The sequence below is a fragment of the Rhodococcus sp. C1 genome (assembly GCF_020809065.1).
Taxonomy (GTDB): Bacteria; Actinomycetota; Actinomycetes; order Mycobacteriales; family Mycobacteriaceae; genus Rhodococcus_F; species Rhodococcus_F qingshengii.
Genome location: NZ_CP078080.1, coordinates 2,553,711 through 2,574,992 on the forward strand (window position 1 = coordinate 2,553,711; position 21,282 = coordinate 2,574,992).

A 21,282-nucleotide genomic window follows, 5' to 3' on the forward strand; every position below is an offset into this window, starting at 1 on the left:
GGCAGGGGTACTGGTAATCTTCTTTTCGGCCGGAGACGAGCCGCCGAGCACAACAGCGAAGCGGATCGAGCAAGGCTGGTGAGCAAGACCTTGGGGTATGGTGTAATTGGCAACACAGCGGTTTCTGGTACCGCCATTCTAGGTTCGAGTCCTGGTACCCCAGCGGAAATCCGGTCGATTTTGTGGCCGGACTCAGACAAGCTAAGCTTGCTGAGCATCCAAGAGCAAGACTGAAATACCACGTTTAAAAGCGTGTCCTGGCCCCGTCGTCTAGCGGCCTAGGACGCCGCCCTCTCAAGGCGGTAGCGCGGGTTCGAATCCCGTCGGGGCTACAAAGGAAAGACCCTCTGATCATTGATCGGGGGGTCTTTTCGTATGTGCGGGAAATGTATCCGGCGATGCGAAAAACGATCACCCCCAGTCGAATTCGACTGGGGGTGATCGTCATCTCACTCTGTTGTCCGCGATCGGTTATCCGCTCTTACGGCGGAACTCTCGCTTGTGATCGGCCGGGCCATGCGTGTTGTGGACCTTGGACTGTCCGTCGCGATGGTCGGTCGATTTGGCGTTCTGATGATTCTTCCGTTCGAGGGCCTCACGGAACTTTCGTTTGGTTTCCTCCGATTGGGATTCGGGTTCGGACGGGGTGTTGCTGTCGAGATCGCTCATATGCTCACTCCTTGTTGTTGGGCCTGTTGGTGAAACTACGCCGGCCCGAATTCGATTGCTCGTGATTTTTCCGCTCACGAATCTCAGGGCTGCGGCGGCGGTGCGGTAGAGCCGGAAAGAGGCATCGCAGGCATCCCGAGCTTGCGGTGATCCCACGAACGAGTTCGATCGGGAACGAACCGTACCGCGACGCGCTTGTGGAGCATCGCGTCGACGGCCGGGCGGAGATCGTCGGTGTACGGGCCCGTGTACCGCTCCCAGACGCTGATTCCCACAGCGAAGAGGGCTTCCGGATCTTCGACGATGACCCCGGTACCCTCCATCGAGACTCCTCGGAGCGTGTCGTACGTCTGACCGTCTTCGATCAGGACGGACATTCGGGCGTCCCGGCGAAGATTGACGGCCTTCTGCGACTTGGCTTTGGTCTCGAACCAGATTTCGCCGTCGACTATCGCGAACCACATCGCGATCAGGTGAGGCATTCCGTCGGCGCTCAACGTCGCCATCGTTGCCGTACGGCTCTTTTCGACGAAGCTCGAGATTTCGGCCTCGGTCATCGTGATCTGACTACGCTGCTTTCCTGCCATGGTCGCGTCGTACTCCTACGTGCTCGAGGATCTGAAGGCCTTACTGTGTCACGAATTACAGACGCTTGTGGAGCGCTTCGGCAGCTGCGAGAAGGTCCGCCGCCCAGCGGGCTCCCGGTCGTCTACCCATCCGATCGATGGGGCCGGAGACCGAAATCGCGGCAATGACAGCGCCTGCCGAGTCTCGGACGGGAGCCGCGACGCTGGCGACACCGGGCTCACGTTCGGCCGCGCTCTGTGCCCAGCCGCGCCGGCGAACCTCGAGGAGCACTCGTTCGCCGAAGGACGCATCGGCGAGGACGGTCCGTTGGGTTTGTGGATCTGCCCATGCGAGAAGGACCTTGGCGCCGGATCCGGCGTTCATCGGCAGTCGGGCTCCGACGAGCACCGTGTCACGCAGGCCGGTCGGTGGTTCCATCGACGCGACGCAGATGCGTTGTGTGCCTTCGCGACGGTACAGCTGGACGCTTTCGCCGGTGATTTCGCGAAGGCGGGGGAGGATGAGTCCGGCCGCAGCAATGAGTGGATCATTAGCGGTGGCAGCGAGTTCGGCGAGTCCGGGCCCTGGGCACCACTGACCGTCCGAGTCGCGAGTGAGGAGTCGATGGACTTCGAGACCGACGGCGAGTCTATGGGCGGTCGCGCGCGGCAAACCGGTTCGTGCACAGAGTTCGGTGAGGCTGCACGGTTCCTCAGCTACTGCATGAAGCACGCCCATTGCTTTGTCCAGGACGCCGATGCCGCTATGCTGTCTCATAGGTCGATACCAGTTTCTCGCATAGTGGGATGCTACCGCATTTCCTGGAGGGATAGCGCATTTCCTCGGGACAGTCTGCATCTGCTGTGAAGGCTGGGGACCTACTTCACGCGCGGCGGGCCAGCCCGTAGTCCGCCGACGCGAGGCTACGTACAGAGGTGGAAGACATGGCACAGAAAGCACGCACTCTCGCCGAGAAGGTGTGGGACGACCACGTTGTCGTGAAAGGGGAGGGGCAGGATCCCGACCTCATCTACATCGATCTCCACCTCGTTCACGAAGTGACGAGCCCCCAGGCATTCGACGGACTTCGCCTGGCGGGACGCCAGTTGCGCCGTCCCGACCTGACGATTGCCACCGAGGACCACAACGTTCCGACGATCGACATCGACAAGCCGATCGCAGATCCTGTGTCCAAGACTCAGGTCGACACCTTGCGCCGAAATTGCGAGGAGTTCGGAGTTCGCTTGCACCGCATGGGCGATCTCGACCAAGGCATCGTGCATGTGGTCGGACCGCAGCTCGGCCTGACGCAGCCCGGAACCACCGTGGTGTGCGGCGACAGTCATACGTCGACGCACGGCGCATTCGGTGCGCTCGCAATGGGAATCGGCACCAGCGAGGTCGAGCATGTGATGGCAACGCAGACATTGTCGTTGCGCCCCTTCAAGACCATGGCGATCACGGTCGACGGCGAGCTGCCTCCCGGCGTCACGAGCAAGGACTTGATCCTCGCAGTCATCGCCAAGATCGGCACCGGCGGCGGCCAGGGCTACGTACTGGAGTACCGCGGCGAGGCCATTCGCAAACTGTCGATGGAAGCTCGTATGACCATCTGCAACATGTCGATCGAGGCCGGAGCCCGCGCGGGCATGATCGCACCGGACGAGACCACTTACGAGTTCATCAAGGGCCGTCCGCATGCACCGTCCGGCGCAGAGTGGGACGAAGCCGTCGCCGCGTGGGAGTTGCTCAAGACCGACGAGGGCGCGGAATTCGACAACGAGGTTCACATCGACGCAAGCGCATTGACGCCTTTCGTCACGTGGGGAACCAATCCGGGACAGGGTGCGCCGCTCGGCGACCGTGTGCCTGATCCCGAACTGATCGTCGACGAGAGCGAGCGTCAGGCAGCCGAGAAGGCGCTCACCTACATGGGTCTCGACGCCGGTATGCCGCTTCGGGATGTTTCTGTCGACACCGTGTTCGTCGGTTCGTGCACCAACGGACGCATCGAAGACCTGCGCGCAGTGGCGGAGGTGCTCGAGGGTCGCCATGTGGCAGAGGGCGTTCGGATGCTCATCGTTCCCGGCTCGATGCGGGTGCGGGCTCAAGCCGAAAGCGAAGGTCTCGGTGAAATCTTCACAGCGGCAGGGGCTGAATGGCGCCAGGCCGGTTGCTCGATGTGCTTGGGAATGAACCCTGACCAGCTTGCTCCCGGCGAGCGTTCGGCATCGACGTCCAACCGGAATTTCGAAGGCCGACAGGGTAAAGGCGGCCGGACTCATCTGGTTTCCCCGCTCGTCGCGGCTGCCACGGCGGTCCGCGGAACGCTCTCGGCACCGGCCGATCTGGTCTGACCCACTTACCATCTCGAGGAGAATTTCGATGGAATCCTTTACCACGCACAAGGGTATCGGCGTCCCGCTGCGACGCTCGAATGTCGATACCGACCAGATCATCCCTGCCGTGTACCTGAAACGGGTGACGCGCACCGGATTCGAGGACGGGCTGTTTGCAGGCTGGCGTACCGACCCCAACTTCATTCTAAATCTGGCTCCGTACGACAAGGGAAGCGTCCTCGTGGCCGGTCCCGATTTCGGCACGGGCTCTTCGCGTGAGCATGCCGTGTGGGCTCTCTCCGACTTCGGATTTCGGGTCGTCATTGCTTCCCGGTTCGCCGACATATTCCGCGGAAACGCCGGAAAAGCCGGTCTCGTAGCGGCACAGGTCGAGCAGAGCGACGTCGAATTGCTCTGGAAGTTGCTCGAAGAGCGGCCCGGACTGGAATTGACAGTAGATCTCGAGAATCGGACCGTCAGCGCCGGAACTACGGTGGTGCCGTTCAATATTGACGACTACACACGGTGGCGTCTGCTGGAGGGTCTCGACGACATCGGACTGACATTGCGGCAGGTAGACGCGATTTCCGAGTTCGAAAAGTCAAGGCCTTCATGGAAACCGACTACCCTTCCAGCCCGAATTTCGCAGGGCTGAACCGAAATCCGCAACTCCGCGCGGGAAGAGAAATAGGTCACCATTTCGCAGTCACGTTGAATGAGAATTGGCGTGGCACATAGACTCTTGCCGTTATCAGGTTTACCGTGGTTCTCAGTCGGTCCGACGGTGGACCACAATTAGCGGAGGAATTTCAATGAACAAGGCAGAGCTCATCGATGTTCTGACTGAAAAGCTGGGTTCGGACAGGCGCACAGCGACCGACGCAGTGGAGCACGTCGTGGACACCATCGTCCGCGCCGTCCACCGTGGCGAGAGCGTGACCATCACCGGCTTCGGAGTCTTCGAGCAGCGTCGTCGTGCAGCACGTGTTGCACGCAACCCGCGTACGGGCGAGACCGTCAAGGTCAAGCCGACGTCGGTTCCGGCTTTCCGTCCGGGTGCGCAGTTCAAGGCTGTTATCGCTGGTGGACAGAAGCTTCCGGCCACCGGCCCGGCAGTCAAGCGTGGCGTAGCAGCACCGGCCACCAAGGCTGCAGCCAAGAAGGCTGCTGCCAAGAAGACCGCAGCCAAGAAGGCTCCGGCCAAGAAGGCTCCGGCCAAGACCGCAGCCAAGAAGACGGTTGCCGCGAAGGCTCCCGCCAAGAAGGCTCCGGCCAAGACCGCAGCCAAGAAGACGGTTGCCACCAAGGCTCCCGCCAAGAAGGCTCCGGCCAAGACCGCAGCCAAGAAGACGGTTGCCACCAAGGCTCCCGCCAAGAAGGCTCCGGCCAAGACCGCAGCCAAGGCTCCGGCCAAGAAGGCTCCGGCCAAGAAGGCTCCCGCCAAGACCGCAGCCAAGAAGGCTCCGGCCAAGAAGGCTCCGGCCAAGCGCGCAAAGTAGTCGCGTTCGGGTGAAAAACCCGATGCCGTAAGACAAAGAGGTGCAGCCGCGGATCAGATCCGCGGCTGCACCTCTTTTTTGCTGTCTGGGAGAAGTGTGAATTCTCCTGTGTTTCAGTGCTTTGCAAAACTACCGAATCGAGCTGAGTGTCGGTTGGTCCAAATCCCTCAGGAGTTGGCGACTTTGGGGAGCGGGCTGTCGAGGTGATCCGCGGCTACCAGACGGCCGTCGAGGAACGAGAGCACCCAAGTGCTCGCCTTACGGTTGCGCGCCGAGGGCAGTGTTACACCGGCCGTATCAGCCCACCAGCGCATCAAATCGGGGATGACGCCTCCTTGGCTGCAGATTACGGGAGTGCCCTCCAGTGCGGCGATCTGCAGCGCACGCGCCCTGGCGGCGTCGGGATCGGCCTCGTAACCTTCTTCGGTCAGAAGAGGTTCCGTCGAAATCTCTACACCCAATGCCTCCGCCAATGGCATCACAGTGTCGATGCAGCGCGTACGGTCAGCCGCGAAAACCGAATCGGCTCCGAAGATTTTCAGCTGTTCGACCAAGGCGGCGGATTGCTCTTTGCCCTTGGCGTCGAGTGGACGCACATTGTCGTCGCCCTTGTATCGCTTACGGCTTCCAGCTTTTGCGTGGCGGACGAGTAATACCGTTTTCGTGTCAGGCCGAAGGGAAACGAAGCGGCGAAGAATCATTCGATCCATCGGGTAGGAAAGATGATCGGCGACCTCGGTGACCGGAAGCCAATAGAGAACATCCACTTCGCTATTCGGCCCGAAATCTCCGTCCACTGCTTCGGCCGACCAGTATTCGACCCGTTTGAGTTTGCGATGTCCCGGGATCGGGTACGTCACGCCACCGAGGTGCCTTCCGAAACGTCCGGTGATCGAGGTCTCTTCGCGGACCTCGCGAACTGCTGCGGTCAAGAAGGTCTCGCCGGGATCGAGCTTTCCTTTGGGGAATGACCAGTCGTCGTACTTCGGTCGATGTACGACGGCGATCTCGATGGCGGAAGGATCCTGAGGAGCCTTCCGCCACAGAACCGCGCCTGCGGCAAAGATGTTGGCTTTGACCGGCTTGTCGCTCATTGTGTGATCCGAGCCCGTCAAGACCCGCTGGCGGTGCGGCTGCGCATCAACGACTGTTGATGCTCACGTACGTCCTCACCGCGTTCGGGGGCAGCGACCCAACTCCCGTCCGGATGCAGTACCCAGCAGCGAGTTCGGGGATCGAGCGCGGAGTCGAAGATGTCACCGAGTTGCTTCGACAGTTTCGGGTCCTTGACCTGCACCATGACCTCGACGCGGCGATCGAGGTTGCGGTGCATCATGTCTGCGCTGCCGATCCAGAATTCGTCGGCCGAGCGGAAATGGAACATTCGCGAGTGTTCGAGGAAGCGTCCGAGAATGGAACGTACTTCGATGTTTTCGCTGAGGCCGGGAACGCCCGGCTTGAGCGCGCAGATTCCGCGAACCACGATCTCGACGGGGATACCGGCCTTGGACGCGCGGTACAACGCGTCGATGACCTGCTCGTCGACCAATGCGTTGGCCTTCAAGCGGATACCGGCATCGCGGCCTGCGAGCTTGTGCGCGATCTCGTTGTCGATCCGCTCGATGATCCCGCGGCGAACCCCATACGGCGCTACGAGAAGGTTGCGGTAGCTCGTCTTTCGGGAGTATCCGGTCAGCGAGTTGAAGAGGTCGGTGAGGTCTGCACCGATCTCCGGTGCTGCGGTGAGCAATCCGACGTCCTCGTACATGCGCGCGGTCTTCGGATTGTAGTTGCCCGTGCCGATGTGGCAGTAACGACGAATGGTCGAGCCCTCTCGCCTGACGACGAGGCACGTCTTGCAGTGAGTCTTGAGACCGACGAGACCGTAGACGACGTGAACGCCGGCCTGCTCGAGTTTGCGAGCCCACTTGATGTTGGCCTGCTCGTCGAAGCGGGCCTTGATCTCCACCAGCGCGACAACCTGCTTGCCCGCTTCGGCGGCGTCGATCAGTGCGTTGACGATGGGGGAGTCGCCGGAAGTGCGGTACAGGGTCTGCTTGATCGCGAGCACCTGCGGGTCGGCGGCGGCCTGTTCGATGAAGCGTTGAACGCTTGTGGAAAACGAGTCGTATGGGTGGTGGACGAGCACGTCGCCTTCGCGCAGGGTCGAGAACACGCTCTTCGGAGTCTCGCGTTCACCGAACGCCGGATGCGTCGCCGGGACGAACGGAGCGTCTTTGAGAGCGGGGCGGTCGACGGCGTAAACCTGCCAGAGGCAGGACAAGTCGAGGAGACCGGAAACCTCGATCACGTCGGCCGGATCGACGTCGAGTTCACGCAGAAGCAGTTCGAGCATGTGCTCGGTCATGTCGTCGGCAACTTCGAGGCGAACGGGTGAACCGAAACGACGACGCGCCAATTCACGTTCGAGTGCCTGCAGCAGATCCTCGTCCCGATCTTCTTCGACCTCGAAATCGGCGTTGCGTGTGATTCGGAAAGCGTGATGTTCGACGATTTCCATTCCGGGGAACAGCACGTCCAGATGAGCCGAAATCAGTTCTTCCATCGGGAGGAAAGAATCGATGGTGGACGAAGATGTCGTGCTCTTGACTCGCACGAACCGGCCGACGTTGTCGGGAACCTTGACGCGAGCGAAGTGTTCGCCGCGGGTGACGGAGTCCTTCACCGTCACGGCGAGGTTGAGGCTCAGTCCGCTGATGTAGGGGAACGGGTGAGCGTGATCGACTGCCAACGGCGTCAGTACCGGGAAGACCTGCTCGTGGAAATGCGCCGAGAGCCGGCCGTGATCGTCGGCACTGAGGTCGGCCCATCGAACAATTGAAATGCCTTCTGCCGCCAGGGCAGGGCGGACCGAGTCGAGAAACACGTGTGCGTGCTTGTCAGCGAGTTCCTGGGTGCGACGCGCGATGAGCGCCAATTGTTCGCGTGGGGAGAGGCCGTCGGCGGACCTGACCGACAGTCCCGTCTCGTCGCGGCGCTTGAGTCCGGCGACCCGGACCATGAAAAATTCGTCGAGATTGGAAGCGAAGATGGCGAGGAACTTTGCGCGTTCGAGCAACGGCAGTGACTCGTCGGCAGCCAATGCGAGAACACGGGCATTGAAATCGAGCCAGCTGAGTTCGCGGTTGAGGTAACGATCCTCGGGAAGTCCGACGAGCAATTCGGGTAGCTCTGCCTTGGTAGCTGCAGGGGGAGCGCCCGGGATGTTGGTGGCGACCGCGACGGCCTGAGATCGCGGCGAGGTGGCCGCGCCGTTCTCGTGCCGGCCGGAGCTGTGGTCTCCGTCCGACTGGTCTTCGGAAATACGGTTTTCGAGTGCTTCGCCATTGCTCACTCGTCGATCATCCCCCACAATCGCGCGGTCCGACAATCGATGAAAGAAAATTCATCGACTGTTCGACGGCGTGGCCTTGAGTCTGGTCAACGAAGCCGATGTCGCGGGGCCTACTCCCAGTGCTCGCACAGTGCCGAGATCGGCATGGGTGTCGACGTCGGTGCGCAGTCCCGGCCATTGGCCGTTGAGTGGACGAGCACCTGAATTGGCATGTCCAAGTGCGGATTCCGGCCCGAACCGAGGGTCGAGCGCGCTTTCGCCGCACGCAAACAATGCGGAAGTGCCGGTGCCGTGGTGATCGACGACGACTGAACGTCCGCCGCTTCGGGCCGCGGCCACGGCCTCCGTCAGTTCGCTCGGTTGCATGGCGGGCAAGTCGGCTTGCAGCACAACGAGGTCGACCACTCCGCGCTTGGCTCGGATATCGGCGGCCGCTGCACTCAACGCCGCGTTGAGGGTTTCCTCCGTGCGCGGTGTTGCGCCGTTGGTTCGGGCGCCGTCGGGAGCTGGATCGGCGTAGACCGTCACGCCGACGGAATATGCAAGGGCGGCAACGGTGGGGTCTGGGGTGACCACTGTGACGCTGTCGATGGCCGAGACGGCTGCAACTGTGGCGAGGGTGTCGTGAAGCATGGCCAACACGAGGTCTGCACGCGCGTCCGAGTCGAGTTCGCCCGCGAGGCGGGACTTGGCCGATCTCAAGGACTTGACGGCCACTATCGCATGCATGGGGCGTTCGATCTCCGTGCGCGCATGCGGTGTCTCCACGGCGTGTGGGTACGGGGGTTCCGCGCTGTCCATCCCTCGATCTTGCCAGTCATCACGCTCGGTGTCCGCGGCTGCCCACCGCAGTGCACCACAGGCGATACTCTGTGCAGACGATTTTTCTGGCGGCGACCCGCTTCGCCGGGTAGACGGGGTGAGCGTGTGAGTAAGGCAGCTGTATTGGGCGCAGGTTCGTGGGGAACGGCGTTGGCGAAGGTGATGGCCGAGGCCGGAACCGACGTGACGATGTGGGCCAGGCGTGAAGAGGTCGCGAAGCGCATCGACACCACGCACGAGAACAGCGACTATCTGCCGGGCATTGCTTTGCCTTCGTCGATTCGCGCGACCCACCACCACGAGGAGGCGATGGCAGGTGCTGACTTCATCGTGCTGGCGGTTCCCTCGCAGTCGCTACGAGCAAACCTGGAGCAGTGGAAAGGCTCGATCGGACCCGATGCGACTCTGCTGAGTCTGGCCAAGGGAATCGAGACCGGGACGCTCATGCGCATGAGCCAGGTCATCGTGTCGGTGACCGGCGTGGAACCGGGGCGCGTCGCGGTGCTCTCGGGCCCGAACCTTGCACACGAGATCGCCGGCGGGCAGCCCGCGGCGACGGTGATCGCCTGTTCGGATTCCTCGCGTGCCCTCGCTCTCCAGGATGCTTGTGCTACCGGCTATTTCAGGCCGTACACCAACTCCGACGTCATCGGATGCGAGATCGGTGGTGCGTGTAAGAACGTGATCGCGCTGGCCTGCGGCATGGCCGCCGGCAGTGGATTCGGCGACAACACGGTTGCCAGCATCATCACCCGTGGGCTCGCCGAGACGATTCGTCTCGGCGTTGCGCTCGGCGCCAAGGCGTCGACTCTTGCAGGCTTGGCGGGCGTCGGTGACCTGGTAGCGACCTGCACGTCCGAGTTGTCGCGAAACCGGACGTTCGGAGAGCGGCTCGGACGAGGCGGGTCGATGGAGTCGGCACAGAAGGCAACCAACGGTCAGGTCGCCGAGGGCGTGAAGTCGTGCACGTCGGTACGCGCACTCGCTGCCGGATACGACGTGGAGATGCCGTTGACCGACGCGGTCCACCGGGTGTGCCACGAAGGCATGGCCGTCAGCGATGCGATCGGTCAGTTGCTCGGACGCCGGACGAAGCCGGAATGAGTGAAATCGGTGTGGGTCGCTTCGAGGATTACGGGGATTCGACGCGCAGCGTGAGCGCCGTCGCGCGCGAACACGCCGCGGGTCAGCCCATGCAACTGGGCCCGATATTCGCTGCGCCGTACCAACTTTCGGCGGACGAAGGTTCCGAGTCCGATACCTATGCACGTGCATCGAACCCGGGTTGGCGCGGACTCGAATCCGCGCTCGCGGCGCTCGAGAGAGCGGACCACGCCCTCGTCATGGGATCGGGGATGTCCGCGATCACCGCTACCTTGCGCAGCGTCCTCGTCGCGGGGGATACCGTCGTCGTGCCCTCGGACGGGTATTACCAAGTGCGGTTGTACGCGAACGAGCGCCTCGCGCCGTTGGGAATCACCGTTCGCGAGGTTTCGACTCTGCAGATGGGCGACGCGAGCTTCGTAGATCTGCTCGACGCGTCACCGGGCCGCGTGGTCGTCGTCGCCGAGACGCCGTCCAACCCGGTGCTGGACGTGGTCGACCTTCGCGTGCTCGCCGACGTGTGCCACCGTTCGGGTGCGCTGCTGATCGTCGACAACACGACCGCGACACCGCTGGGTCAGCGCCCGCTCGAATTGGGTGCCGACGTCGTGGTGGCCAGCGGTACCAAGGCTCTCAGCGGGCACAGTGACCTCCTGATGGGTTACGTCGCCACCTCCGATACGGCGGTGAGTCGGCAAATCGAGCGTGAGCGACTTCTCTCGGGAACGGTGCTCGGCCCCTTCGAGACGTGGCTTGCGCACCGGAGTCTCGGCACGGCAGGCCTGCGATTCGGGCGTCAGTGCGACAACGCGCTGGCGCTTGCCGAGATGTTGGTGGATCACAAAGCAGTCCGGTCCGTTCGTTACCCCGGCCTTCGCGGTGACCCGTCCTATGCAACGGCATCCGGTCAGATGAATCGATTCGGTGGATTGGTGAGCGTCGAGTTGGATTCGGCTCAGGCATTCCACTCGTTCGTCGAAGCGAGCGCTCTCGTCACGGCTGCTACCAGCTTCGGCGGGATCCACACGACGGCGGATCGCCGTGCGCGCTGGGGCGATCCGGTCAGTGCGGGGTTTGTCCGAATCGCTTGTGGCATCGAGGACACCGCCGATCTCCTGGCCGACATCGAGCGCGCACTCGACGCGTAAACGGGCCGGGTCGACGAAATCGGTCCGGCCCGATCGCGTGCCGCAGTCGATTCGGCGGTACGGTTTGACGCGTGAACAGCAGTCGTACCCGCGTGGCCGTGATCTTCGGTGGCCGGAGCAATGAGCATTCAGTGTCCTGTGTTTCCGCCGGAAGCGTCCTGAGCAACCTCGACCCCGATCGGTACGACGTCGTACCGATCGGCATCACCGTCGACGGTTCCTGGGTGCTCGGTTCGAGCGACCCCAGTTCCCTCGCGATCAGCGGGCGCGCGCTGCCGTCGGTCGACAAAGACGGAACGTCGGTGGTCCTCAGCGCGGACCCCACCCGCGAGGGCGAGGTAATCTCCTTCGACGGCTCCGACGCCGGTGCTGTGCTCGCGTCGGTCGACGTCGTGTTCCCCGTTCTTCATGGGGCTTACGGCGAAGACGGCACGATTCAGGGTCTGCTCGAACTTGCCGGGGTTCCGTACGTCGGACCCGGAGTTCTGGCCAGCGCCGCCGGCATGGACAAAGAGTTCACGAAGAAGCTTCTTGCTGCTGAAGGACTTCCCGTCGGAGTGCAGGTCGTGCTTCGACCGGGAACCGCAACGCTGACCGAAGAGCAGAAGGCGGAATTGGGCCTTCCGGTTTTCGTCAAGCCCGCTCGTGGAGGCTCGTCCATCGGCATCACTCGGGTGAGCAATTGGGACGGTCTGGACGGGGCGATCGCTCATGCACGCCTGCATGATCCCAAGGTGATCGTCGAAGGCGCGATCATCGGCCGCGAGGTGGAATGCGGCGTCCTCGAATTCCCGAACGGCGACGTCAAGGCGAGTGTGGTCGCCGAGATCCGGATGCCGGATTCCGACGCCGATTCGGACGCGTTCTACGACTTCGATACCAAGTACCTCGACGACGTCTGTGAATTCGACATCCCCGCGAAACTCGACGAGTCGGTGAGCGACCAGATCAGGGAGCTTGCTGTCCGCGCGTTCAAGGCACTCGATTGCCAGGGACTCTCGCGGGTCGATTTCTTCGTCACGGCTGACGGCCCGGTGATCAACGAGATCAACACGATGCCCGGGTTCACTTCCATCTCGATGTACCCGAAGATGTGGAACGCCACCGGAATCGATTACCGCACTTTGATTTCGACTCTGGTCGACACCGCCGTCGCTCGCGGCACCGGCCTTCGCTGATCAGGGAACCGCGACCGGCGCCGGGTCGAGAGGCTTCTGTTCGAGAGTCGCCGTGATGGTGTCGGAGATTTCCTGAATCGGCGTCGGACCGGTCCCGTCGGGGATCGTGATACCGATGTATTCACCGCGGTCTACGGCAAACCAAGTGCTCGCCGCCAAACCGATGTCGGTTCCCGAGACCTGGAACCACTGGACACCGTTCACGACCTGTAGTGCTGCAGCCTGGTCGAACTCGGACGGACGGTCGAGTCCGCAGCGCAAGACGATCGGCTCTCCTTCGCTGCGCTGCCACGCTGCCGCACCGGCCGGAGCAGGTTCTACCAATTCGGCTTTCGTGAAGTCGTCGATCTTGTCGGGGAGCGCGCCGAGAAGGGAAACGCAGGCCGGCGACTCCGCTGCCGGTGCCGGCACGGGTCCCAATGCAACCGGCGAGAGTTCAGCGTTGTTTCCCGCGACGACGGCCGCGATCACTACTCCGACGATCAGGGCTACCGGGAGTGCGATGGCGGTGGCGATCAGCGCCGGACTGCGGCGCTCTGACGGATCGTCGTCGCCGTCGGGGTCGATGTCGGCGTTGTCTGCGGTGGAGGTGTTTTCTGCCATGCTCAGTTCTTCGCTCGGGTCCTGGTCCAGTCGATCAGCGGTCTTGTCACTTCTGAGAGCATGTCGGTGAATCGGTAGGATTGCCGACACACGCGTGAGCTTGCAGAAGCATTCACGACCACAGCTAGAAGGTACCGCAGGCCGCTTACGAGCGAATTGCGTCGGCATTGGAGAGACTCATCGCATCATCGGAGTTCACTGCATCATCGGAGTTCGGGTCGGAGCCCACTGTCGAGCAGGTGGGGGAGTTCGACGTGATCGCGCGATCTCTTCTCGGCCGAATCCAACCGGTCACCACTGAATTGGGGCCGGGTGACGATGCCGCCATCGTGACTTCCGGAGACGGCCGTGTGGTTGTCTCGTCCGACATGTTGGTCGAAGGTCGACATTTCCGAATGGATTGGTCTTCACCACGCGACATCGGCCGGAAGGCAGTGGCACAGAACGCTGCTGATGTGGTCTCGATGGGAGCGCGGCCGACGGCCTTCACGGTGTCTCTGGGGTGCCCGCCTTCGACACCCGTCGACGTGGTCGACGCAATCTCCGCGGGAATCTGGGACGCGGCAACCGATCTGGGTGCCGGTGTGGTCGGCGGTGACCTGGTCCAGTCACCGGTGATCGTGGTGTCGGTGACCGTGCTCGGCGATCTCGGTGGCCGTGCGGCAGTTCTGCGTTCGGGAGCAAAGATCGGTGACAAGATCGCGGTCGCCGGGTTGTTCGGTTGCTCGGCAGCAGGGTTGGCACTACTGCTCGACGAAGCCGTACTGCTCGACAAGCCCGCAAACTTTCCAGATTTGCTTGCCTCCCATCGCGTTCCGAATCCTCCGTATCAATCGGCATGGGACGCCGCAGAATCAGCACATTCCATGACGGACGTGTCCGACGGATTGATCGCGGATCTTCGACATCTCGCAGAGGCCTCGCACGCGCGGTTCGACATCTTCTCGGCTGCGGTTCCGACCTCACCCGATGTCGCATCGGCGGCCGAGGCGCTCGACGTCGATCCGCTGGACTGGATCCTCTCCGGTGGTGAAGATCACGGATTCGCAGCAACTTTCGGGCCTGAGGTCGAGATTCCGTCGGGTTGGATCGTGATCGGTGAGGTTGCCGCCGGTTCGGGCGTGAGCGTCGACGGTTCGCTTCGCGAGAGCGGCGGGGGCTGGCACAGCTTTTCGACCACCGGTACCACCGCGGTATAGGTTGCTTTCATGGCTGTATACGCACTTGGAGACAGAGTTCCGGACATTCATCCGGACGCATACGTCCACCCGGACGCGGTGGTGATCGGCGCCGTGACTCTCGCAGCGGGTACCTCGATCTGGCCGCAAGCGGTATTGCGTGGTGACTACGGAACCATTTCGGTGGGAATCGGATCGAACATCCAGGACGGAACCGTCATCCATTGCACCGCCATCGACGCGACTGTCATCGGTTCCGGTTGCGTCGTGGGCCACAACGCGCACATCGAGGGATCGACCATCGAGGACCATTGCCTGATCGCGTCGGGGTCAGTTGTTCTCAACGGAACGGTGATCGGGACGGGGTCGATCGTCGCCGCTGGTGCGGTGGTGGCCAACAAGATGCAGGTTCCCCCGCGCAGCATGGCACTCGGTGTGCCCGCCAAGGTCCGTGCGGGATACGAAGTTCCGCTCGGCCACCTCGACGGAAACGTCAAGATGTACGCAGCCAATGCGGCGTACTACCGCGACGCGTTGCGCAGGCTCGACTGATGGCGCCGCTTGCAGAGATCGTCGATCCAGGGTGGGCGCGGGCACTCGAACCGGTCTCGGAGCAGATCTCCGCGATGGGTAAGTTCTTGCGCGAAGAGATCGCTGCGGGACGGGAGTATCTGCCTGCGGGAGAGAACGTCTTGCGTGCATTCACGAATCCGTTCGACGACGTTCGGGTGCTCATCGTCGGTCAAGACCCCTATCCGACGCCCGGTCATGCTGTCGGGTTGAGCTTTTCGGTTGCCCCGGACGTGCGGCCGGTTCCGCGAAGTCTCGGTAATATCTACAAGGAGTATCACCAGGATCTCGGGTTGCCGATACCGCCGAACGGCGATCTGACGCCGTGGTCGAAACAAGGTGTGCTGCTTCTCAATCGCGTACTCACTGTGCAGCCGGGTCAAGCCGCTTCTCATCGTAAGAAGGGCTGGGAGCCGGTGACCGAGCAGGCTATCCGCGCTTTGGTGGCGCGGTCGTCACCGATGGTGGCGATCTTGTGGGGTCGTGACGCGGCCACTCTCGCGCCGATGCTGGGCGACACACCGATCATCGAATCAGCGCACCCGTCACCGCTTTCGGCTTCGCGCGGGTTCTTCGGTTCGCGCCCGTTCAGTCGTGCGAACGAACTCTTGACCGGACTCGGAGCTGACCCGGTGGACTGGAATCTGGGCTGATCGATCAACGTCTGCACTCACCCGGCATGCCGAACGTCGTGACACGACATTCGGCATGCCAGCTGACTAGGCCTGCTTTGCGGAAGTGAAATCGGGCCGACGCTTGTCGACGAACGCGTTGACGCCCTCGCGTCCGATCGGGCTGTTCGCTGCGATGGCGATGGACGCGGCTTCGGCGTCGAGTTGCTCGGCGAGCGAGTTCGTCCGCGACGAACGCAGCAGTGCTTTGATTCCCGAGTACGACGTACTCGGTCCGTTGGCCAGAGCGCGGGCGAGGCGAGCTGCCTCTTCTTGGACCTCGTCGTCACCGACGAGTCGGGTGAGGATCCCCAGGCGGACGGCTTCGTCGCCACCGATCACCGAATCGTTGAGAAGAATCTCGCGAGCGCGTGCCACGCCGACGATGCGTGGAAGCGTCCACGACATTCCGCCGTCCGGGGTGAAACCGATGGAGGGGTACGCGGGGCGAAGCTTGGTGCCGGTGCCGCCGATTGCGACGTCGGCGAGGCAGACCAGGCTCATTCCGGCGCCGGCAGCCCATCCGTGGACCCCGGCCACCACTGGAGCGGTCGCAGCGTCGAGCGCGCGAACGAACACGTGGAAGACGCGGGCAACCTCGGCGACGTACTCGCCGCGGTCAGGGGCTGCGGCGAACGCACGGACGTTGCCGCCGGCACAGAAGTTTGCGCCTTCGCCGACCAGAAGGATGCTCCCGATGTCGTTTCCGACTGTCTCGAGCGCCTGCGCGCCCTGAACCAGTCCTTCGTCGTCGAGGGAGGTGCCGTTGGCGGCGGTGGAAATGGTGATGCGGAGTACGCCCTCGTCGAGGGTCACTTTGCTCAGGTCATCGATGGAAGTCACTCAACGCACATTACGGGTGTCCGACAGCCATACGAAACACGGGGACACATAGATACAGCCACATAGATACAGCCACATAGATACAGCTCTGCCCCCGTCACCGAAGTGACGGGGGCAGAGCCTGCAATAGTTTGTGCTCGGGCAATCAGCCCCGAGCGACCTTGCCTGCCTTCAGGCAGGAGGTGCACACGTTGACCTTACGGGTGTTACCCGGGGCAACCTCGGTACGAACAGACTGAATGTTCGGGTTCCAGCGACGATTGGTACGCCGGTGCGAGTGCGAGACCGACTTACCGAAGCCGGGCCCCTTGGCGCATACGTCGCAGACGGCAGCCATAGTCGCGAACTCCTTGTTAGAAATGAATATTGAAGTGGTTACCCTACACGGTAGGGCAGCCAGAATTACAATCCGAATATACTCGACTTCGAACCGATCCTTGACCGCTCACTGTGCAGTCGAACGTGAAAACAGTCAATCAGCAACAAACAAAGTGCAGCATTATTTCGTGTAGCCCGTTCGAGGCAACCGTGTAAGAGTAACCGCTTCCGGCCCGAATGGCCAAACCGCCCGGTAATGACGGTTGCGCAGAAGCGTCGGACTACCCTCGACTGCACCGATCACCGATCTCTTTTTCATCGTCAGTCTTTCCATCGTCGAGGGGAACCGTCAGTGGGGGAAGTGCAACGCGTCGCCGAGGAAGCGGAATCCGTCGCGGACGGACATCTGCTGCGGCGCTGGGCCCGCCGGGCGGTCGACAGCCTCCAGAAACGTCGCGGTGAGATCAACAGCCTCAACGTCTTTCCCATCCCTGATTCGGATACCGGCACCAATCTGCTGTTCACGATGCGGGCTGCACTCGATTCCGCCGAGACGATCGAGGACGACGTCCGCAGTGCGGGCCGCGTCGCCAACGCTCTGGCTCGGGGCGCCGTGTCCGGTGCTCGCGGTAATTCCGGAGTGATCCTCTCCCAGGTGATCCGGGGCATCGCCGAGAGCGTTCAAGGTGAGCACATCGACGGCCGTAGCTTCGCGAACTCGCTGACCACGGCGACGACGCTGGCCTCTCGGGCTGTCTCCGATCTGGTGGAAGGCACCATCGTCACGGTATTGCGTGCATCGGGAGAAGCAGCGCAGGAGTGCGTCGACACCAGGACACCGAGCGGCGAGGATCTTGCATCCGTGGTTGCCGCCGCTGCCGATGCCGCTGCGGTCGCACTGAACAAGACGCCGGAGCAACTGGACGTTCTCGCGTCCGCCGGGGTGGTCGATGCCGGGGGATTCGGTCTGGTTCTGATCCTCGACGCCTTTGTCGAGGTGCTGACCGGGAAGCCGCAGGTTCGCGAAGATCTGGGGACGCCGGACCCGAGGTCGAGCGCAGTTGTCGACGTCAGCGCATTCGATCACGATTGGGCTCACAAGAGCCCGATCGAATGTGGTGATCACTCGGAACAGGATTTCGAGGTCATGTACCTCGTCGACGACTCCGACGACGATCGCATGACGGCGCTGCGCACGCGGCTGTCCGTCCTCGGAGATTCGACGGTCATCGTCAGCGACGGTTTCGGCGGCTGGTCGGTGCACGTGCATTGCTGCGATGCCGGTGCAGCCGTGGAAGCCGGCCTCGAGGCCGGGAAGGTGCACGGTATTCGCATCAGCAGTTTTCTCGTCGACGAACGCGACCAGTTGGTGGCACGGGCGGAGAGGCGATTCCCCGGGGCCGGCGCGCGCGGCGTACTGGCCGTCGTTGCCGGTGACAGCGCGGCGGCGTTGTTCGAGAGTGAGGGTGCGACGGTTCTTCGGTGCGACGATGCGCCGGTGACACGCGCACAACTGCTCGGCCGCATTCGTCAGATGGAACGCAGCGAAGTTCTGGTGCTTCCGAACGGAGCTTTGACCGCGCAGGAACTCGTCGCAGTCAGTGCCGCTGCACGCGATCCGCTTCACCAGGTTCTGCTGCTGTCGACGTCGTCGATGGTCCAGGGCTTGGCAGCACTTGCCGTTCACGACCCTCAGCGCAACGTCGCCGACGACGGCTTCACGATGTCCGAGGCGGCGGCCGCCACGCGCTGGGGATCGTTGCGGATCGCGGTCGAGCGTTCGCTGACCTACGTCGGGACATGTGATCCGGGTGACGCGATCGGTCTGATGGGGCACGAGGTGGTGCTCATCGGTCCCGACGTCGCGGAGTCGAGTGCGCGACTGGTCGACCTCGCGCTCGGATCCGGCGGCGAACTCGTGACCCTACTCATGGGCGCCGACGCGCCGGACGACCTGGCCGGGCAGCTCGAGGCGCACGTCGTCGCGCACCACCCGGGCGTCGACGTGCTCGTCTATCAGGGTGATCAGCCGGGTGACCTGTTCCAGTTGGGTGTGGAGTGATCGAACCTGGTCTGTCGGTGACTGCTGATATACGAACACATGTGCTTACCGCGACACTGTGCTGGAGGAACTGATGGCGACGCTCGCCGACCCACTCGATCGGCTGCTGGGAAAGAAGACCGCGGACGCGCTCGACGAGGCATTCGAGATCCGCACCGTCGAGGACCTGCTGCGTCACTACCCACACCGGTACGCGTCGGCAGGCAAGGAACTCGCCGAGAAGGAGCCGCCCGAGGGTGAGCACATCACCATCATCGCGCGGGTGGCGTCGGCCGCCGTCGTGAAGATGAAGAACCGTCCGGGGCAGATGTTGCGAGTATCGCTGGCGACTGATTCGCAGACCGTCGACGTCACGTTCTTCAACCCGCAGAAGGTGCGGCACGTCATCAAGCCCGGCGTTCGGGCGATGTTCTCCGGGACGGTGAAGTACTTCCGCGGCAAGTGGTCTCTCACTCATCCGAGCTACCTGATTCTCCCGGAACCTCGTGTCGGCGAAGAGGATTCGGTAGTTCCGCTTGCATCCATCAAGGGAGCCGGTGACCTTGCGGGCCTGGCTCGCGCAAATCAGGATCCCGGCGCCGAACTCGATCTGTCCGTCTTCGACCGCGCGTTGATCCCGCTGTACCCGGCGACCCGCGAGGTCGAGAGCTGGACCATCATGCGGTGCGTGCGGCAAGTGCTCGACCAACTCGATCCGATCGAGGAGCCGTTGCCCGCCGAGACTCGGGCCGAGCACGGATTCATCGGTTTGGACGAGGCGCTGCGCACCGTTCACCTGCCAGATACCAAGGAAGACATCGAACGAGCACAGGATCGTCTGCGTTTCGACGAGGCGCTGTCTCTGCAGTTGGTCCTCGCGATGCGTCGTCACGACAATTCCGAGCGTGTGGCTCCGGCCTGCGCTCCGGTCGCCGGCGGGATCGCGGACCAGTTCGAGGAGATGCTCCCGTTCACTCTGACGGAGGGACAGCAAGCAGTCGCGGAGGAGATCTCCACCGACCTTGCCCGCCCACACCCGATGAGCCGCCTTCTTCAGGGCGAGGTCGGGTCAGGCAAGACGATCGTGGCTCTGCGCGCGATGCTGCAGGTCGTCGATGCGGGTTATCAGTGCGCGTTGCTCGCACCCACCGAGGTCCTGGCAAATCAGCACGCGCGATCACTGCGCAAGATGATGGGCTCGCTGGCTGCAGGTGGTGAACTCGGTTCTGCCGAACATTCCACCCGTATCGCCCTTCTTACCGGCTCGCTGCCAGTCGCTGCGAAGCGCGCAGCTCTGCTCGAAGCCGTGACCGGCGACGCCGGGATCGTCATCGGTACCCATGCGCTCATTCAGGACAACGTCGAGTTCTTCAACCTCGGCATGGTTGTCGTCGACGAGCAACACCGCTTCGGCGTCGAGCAACGTGATCAGTTGCGATCACGTGCCCGTGAAGGACTGAGTCCGCATCTGCTGGTGATGACGGCAACGCCGATTCCGCGAACCATCGCCATGACCGTGCTCGGCGACCTCGAGGTCTCGACCCTGCGAGAGCTTCCACGTGGGCGAACCCCGATCAAGAGCAGTGTCGTGCCCGCGAAGCAGAAGCCGCAGTGGGTCGATCGCGCATGGGAACGAATCCGTGAGGACGTCGCCGACGGCCGTCAGGCGTATGTCGTGTGCTCGCGGATCGGTGACGGCGAGCAGGGTGCAGGCGAAGATCAGTTCACCGAGGAGAAGCAGCCCGAGACCAAGTCGGCGGTCGACGTCTTCGAAGAGCTGTCGAGTGGTCCGCTGGCCGATCTGCGAGTCGGGTTGCTGCACGGTCGACTGCCTTCCGACGAAAAGGACGTGGTGATGAGCGCGTTCAACGTCGGTGACATCGACGTCCTCGTCTGTACGACCGTTGTCGAAGTCGGTGTCGACGTTCCGAACGCGACGGTGATGGTGATCGTCGACGCCGAGCGGTTCGGCGTCAGTCAGCTCCATCAGTTGCGTGGCCGCGTCGGTCGAGGGAAACACCAGGGACTGTGCATCCTCGTCACCGGAAGCAATCCCGGGGGACCGGCGTACGAGCGGCTCTCGGCGGTGGCAGCGACCAACGACGGGTTCGAACTGGCTCAACTCGACCTCGCGACCAGACGTGAAGGAGACATCCTCGGTGCGGCGCAGTCGGGCACAACCTCGAATCTGCGGCTGCTTTCCCTCATGGCCCATGGAGACATCCTCGAGTCCGCCAGGGAGTTCGCTCAGGGAATCGTCGACTCCGATCCGTCGCTCGACGGTCATCCCGCCCTCGCTTCCATGGTGACCGCTGCCCTGGACTCCGACCGGATCGAGTACCTCGAGAAGTCGTGAAGGGTATGACGACAAGCTGAA

Annotated in this window: 20 protein-coding genes and 2 tRNA genes; 13 read left to right on the plus strand and 9 right to left on the minus strand. The window is 62.8% G+C overall.

What is annotated here, in order from left to right; genetic code table 11:
• The first annotated feature begins 91 nt into the window (after positions 1-91).
• Both KTR60_RS11775 and KTR60_RS11780 read left to right on the plus strand, forming a co-directional pair.
• Positions 92-163 (plus strand) — tRNA-Gln (locus tag KTR60_RS11775).
• Between the two features lie 96 nt (positions 164-259).
• Positions 260-332: transfer RNA gene (locus tag KTR60_RS11780), tRNA-Glu, on the plus strand.
• A 139-nt stretch (positions 333-471) separates the two neighbouring features.
• On the opposite strand, the gene KTR60_RS11785 is transcribed toward KTR60_RS11780, so the two are convergent.
• The 3 genes from KTR60_RS11785 to KTR60_RS11795 form a co-directional block, all read right to left on the minus strand.
• On the minus strand, positions 472-669 hold the full coding sequence (locus tag KTR60_RS11785; RefSeq protein ID WP_007729345.1) for a DUF5302 domain-containing protein: 198 nt from the start codon (positions 667-669) through the stop codon (positions 472-474).
• 83 nt (positions 670-752) lie between these two features.
• Positions 753-1,256, minus strand: a complete 504-nt coding sequence (locus KTR60_RS11790) for a pyridoxamine 5'-phosphate oxidase family protein (protein ID WP_003944740.1) — start codon at positions 1,254-1,256, stop codon at positions 753-755.
• Between the two features lie 55 nt (positions 1,257-1,311).
• Positions 1,312-2,013: an IclR family transcriptional regulator gene (locus KTR60_RS11795; protein ID WP_007729342.1), complete on the minus strand. Its 702-nt coding sequence runs from the start codon at positions 2,011-2,013 to the stop codon at positions 1,312-1,314.
• Positions 2,014-2,171: 158 nt separating this feature from the next.
• Between KTR60_RS11795 and leuC the strand changes: the two genes are divergently transcribed.
• The 3 genes from leuC to KTR60_RS11810 all read left to right on the plus strand — a co-directional run bounded on the left by leuC (position 2,172) and on the right by KTR60_RS11810 (position 5,074).
• Positions 2,172-3,593: a 3-isopropylmalate dehydratase large subunit gene (gene leuC, locus KTR60_RS11800; protein WP_003944727.1), complete on the plus strand. Its 1,422-nt coding sequence runs from the start codon at positions 2,172-2,174 to the stop codon at positions 3,591-3,593.
• Between the two features lie 28 nt (positions 3,594-3,621).
• The gene (leuD, locus tag KTR60_RS11805) at positions 3,622-4,230 is read left to right on the plus strand and encodes a 3-isopropylmalate dehydratase small subunit (RefSeq protein ID WP_228402167.1); all 609 of its coding nucleotides are present in this window, start codon (positions 3,622-3,624) and stop codon (positions 4,228-4,230) included.
• A gap of 157 nt (positions 4,231-4,387) precedes the next feature.
• A complete protein-coding gene (locus tag KTR60_RS11810; protein ID WP_047271271.1) occupies positions 4,388-5,074 on the plus strand; it encodes an HU family DNA-binding protein in 687 nt (228 codons plus the stop codon).
• A gap of 167 nt (positions 5,075-5,241) precedes the next feature.
• Here KTR60_RS11810 and KTR60_RS11815 read toward each other — a convergent pair whose 3' ends face one another.
• From KTR60_RS11815 to cofC, 3 genes are all read right to left on the minus strand, one after another.
• Entirely contained in the window at positions 5,242-6,168 is a 927-nt protein-coding gene (locus KTR60_RS11815) for a bifunctional NUDIX hydrolase/histidine phosphatase family protein (protein ID WP_007729338.1), read from the minus strand.
• 17 nt (positions 6,169-6,185) lie between these two features.
• Positions 6,186-8,300 carry an RNA degradosome polyphosphate kinase gene (locus KTR60_RS11820; protein ID WP_235867855.1) on the minus strand — a complete coding sequence of 705 codons (2,115 nt, stop codon included), beginning with the start codon at positions 8,298-8,300 and terminating at the stop codon, positions 6,186-6,188.
• Between the two features lie 180 nt (positions 8,301-8,480).
• Positions 8,481-9,230 carry a 2-phospho-L-lactate guanylyltransferase gene (gene cofC / locus KTR60_RS11825; RefSeq protein ID WP_080552786.1) on the minus strand — a complete coding sequence of 250 codons (750 nt, stop codon included), beginning with the start codon at positions 9,228-9,230 and terminating at the stop codon, positions 8,481-8,483.
• Positions 9,231-9,356: 126 nt separating this feature from the next.
• Between cofC and KTR60_RS11830 the strand changes: the two genes are divergently transcribed.
• The 3 genes from KTR60_RS11830 (at position 9,357) to KTR60_RS11840 (ending at position 12,681) form a co-directional block, all read left to right on the plus strand.
• Positions 9,357-10,355: an NAD(P)H-dependent glycerol-3-phosphate dehydrogenase gene (locus KTR60_RS11830; RefSeq protein ID WP_030535420.1), complete on the plus strand. Its 999-nt coding sequence runs from the start codon at positions 9,357-9,359 to the stop codon at positions 10,353-10,355.
• Entirely contained in the window at positions 10,352-11,503 is a 1,152-nt protein-coding gene (locus KTR60_RS11835; protein ID WP_042925741.1) for a cystathionine gamma-lyase, read from the plus strand. The genes KTR60_RS11830 and KTR60_RS11835 overlap by 4 nt, the downstream gene beginning before the upstream one ends.
• A 71-nt stretch (positions 11,504-11,574) precedes the next feature.
• On the plus strand, positions 11,575-12,681 hold the full coding sequence (locus KTR60_RS11840; RefSeq protein ID WP_042450837.1) for a D-alanine--D-alanine ligase family protein: 1,107 nt from the start codon (positions 11,575-11,577) through the stop codon (positions 12,679-12,681).
• Here the strand turns inward: KTR60_RS11840 and KTR60_RS11845 are convergent, their stop codons facing one another.
• Positions 12,682-13,374 carry a DUF3515 domain-containing protein gene (locus KTR60_RS11845; protein WP_007729332.1) on the minus strand — a complete coding sequence of 231 codons (693 nt, stop codon included), beginning with the start codon at positions 13,372-13,374 and terminating at the stop codon, positions 12,682-12,684. It lies immediately after the preceding gene.
• 164 nt (positions 13,375-13,538) lie between these two features.
• Here KTR60_RS11845 and KTR60_RS11850 point away from each other — a divergent pair, with 164 nt between their 5' ends.
• The 3 genes from KTR60_RS11850 to KTR60_RS11860 are packed head-to-tail and all read left to right on the plus strand — an operon-like array spanning position 13,539 to position 15,685.
• The gene (locus KTR60_RS11850) at positions 13,539-14,483 is read left to right on the plus strand and encodes a thiamine-phosphate kinase (protein ID WP_030535423.1); all 945 of its coding nucleotides are present in this window, start codon (positions 13,539-13,541) and stop codon (positions 14,481-14,483) included.
• Positions 14,484-14,492: 9 nt separating this feature from the next.
• The gene (locus tag KTR60_RS11855; protein WP_007729328.1) at positions 14,493-15,014 is read left to right on the plus strand and encodes a gamma carbonic anhydrase family protein; all 522 of its coding nucleotides are present in this window, start codon (positions 14,493-14,495) and stop codon (positions 15,012-15,014) included.
• The gene (locus KTR60_RS11860; protein ID WP_020907272.1) at positions 15,014-15,685 is read left to right on the plus strand and encodes a uracil-DNA glycosylase; all 672 of its coding nucleotides are present in this window, start codon (positions 15,014-15,016) and stop codon (positions 15,683-15,685) included. Before KTR60_RS11855 ends, KTR60_RS11860 begins: the two co-directional genes overlap by 1 nt.
• Positions 15,686-15,751: 66 nt before the next feature.
• Here KTR60_RS11860 and KTR60_RS11865 read toward each other — a convergent pair whose 3' ends face one another.
• Together KTR60_RS11865 and rpmB are read right to left on the minus strand one after the other, a co-directional pair.
• Entirely contained in the window at positions 15,752-16,546 is a 795-nt protein-coding gene (locus tag KTR60_RS11865; protein WP_228402168.1) for an enoyl-CoA hydratase-related protein, read from the minus strand.
• A gap of 145 nt (positions 16,547-16,691) precedes the next feature.
• Positions 16,692-16,883, minus strand: coding sequence for a 50S ribosomal protein L28 (gene rpmB / locus KTR60_RS11870; RefSeq protein ID WP_003942669.1), 192 nt, complete (start codon positions 16,881-16,883; stop codon positions 16,692-16,694).
• Positions 16,884-17,216: 333 nt separating this feature from the next.
• Between rpmB and KTR60_RS11875 the strand changes: the two genes are divergently transcribed.
• Together KTR60_RS11875 and recG are read left to right on the plus strand one after the other, a co-directional pair.
• Positions 17,217-18,926, plus strand: coding sequence for a DAK2 domain-containing protein (locus KTR60_RS11875; protein WP_003942755.1), 1,710 nt, complete (start codon positions 17,217-17,219; stop codon positions 18,924-18,926).
• Between the two features lie 73 nt (positions 18,927-18,999).
• Entirely contained in the window at positions 19,000-21,261 is a 2,262-nt protein-coding gene (gene recG / locus KTR60_RS11880) for an ATP-dependent DNA helicase RecG (RefSeq protein WP_003942757.1), read from the plus strand.
• Positions 21,262-21,282 lie beyond the last annotated feature (21 nt).

Coding starts and splice junctions, on each gene's coding strand:
- KTR60_RS11785 (WP_007729345.1), bottom strand. CDS start 669: ATGAGCGATCTCGACAGCAACACCCCGTCCGAACCCGAATCCCAATCG.
- KTR60_RS11790 (WP_003944740.1), bottom strand. CDS start 1,256: ATGGCAGGAAAGCAGCGTAGTCAGATCACGATGACCGAGGCCGAAATC.
- KTR60_RS11795 (WP_007729342.1), bottom strand. CDS start 2,013: ATGAGACAGCATAGCGGCATCGGCGTCCTGGACAAAGCAATGGGCGTG.
- leuD (WP_228402167.1), top strand. CDS start 3,622: ATGGAATCCTTTACCACGCACAAGGGTATCGGCGTCCCGCTGCGACGC.
- KTR60_RS11810 (WP_047271271.1), top strand. CDS start 4,388: ATGAACAAGGCAGAGCTCATCGATGTTCTGACTGAAAAGCTGGGTTCG.
- KTR60_RS11815 (WP_007729338.1), bottom strand. CDS start 6,168: ATGAGCGACAAGCCGGTCAAAGCCAACATCTTTGCCGCAGGCGCGGTT.
- cofC (WP_080552786.1), bottom strand. CDS start 9,230: ATGGACAGCGCGGAACCCCCGTACCCACACGCCGTGGAGACACCGCAT.
- KTR60_RS11835 (WP_042925741.1), top strand. CDS start 10,352: ATGAGTGAAATCGGTGTGGGTCGCTTCGAGGATTACGGGGATTCGACG.
- KTR60_RS11855 (WP_007729328.1), top strand. CDS start 14,493: ATGGCTGTATACGCACTTGGAGACAGAGTTCCGGACATTCATCCGGAC.
- KTR60_RS11860 (WP_020907272.1), top strand. CDS start 15,014: ATGGCGCCGCTTGCAGAGATCGTCGATCCAGGGTGGGCGCGGGCACTC.
- rpmB (WP_003942669.1), bottom strand. CDS start 16,883: ATGGCTGCCGTCTGCGACGTATGCGCCAAGGGGCCCGGCTTCGGTAAG.
- recG (WP_003942757.1), top strand. CDS start 19,000: ATGGCGACGCTCGCCGACCCACTCGATCGGCTGCTGGGAAAGAAGACC.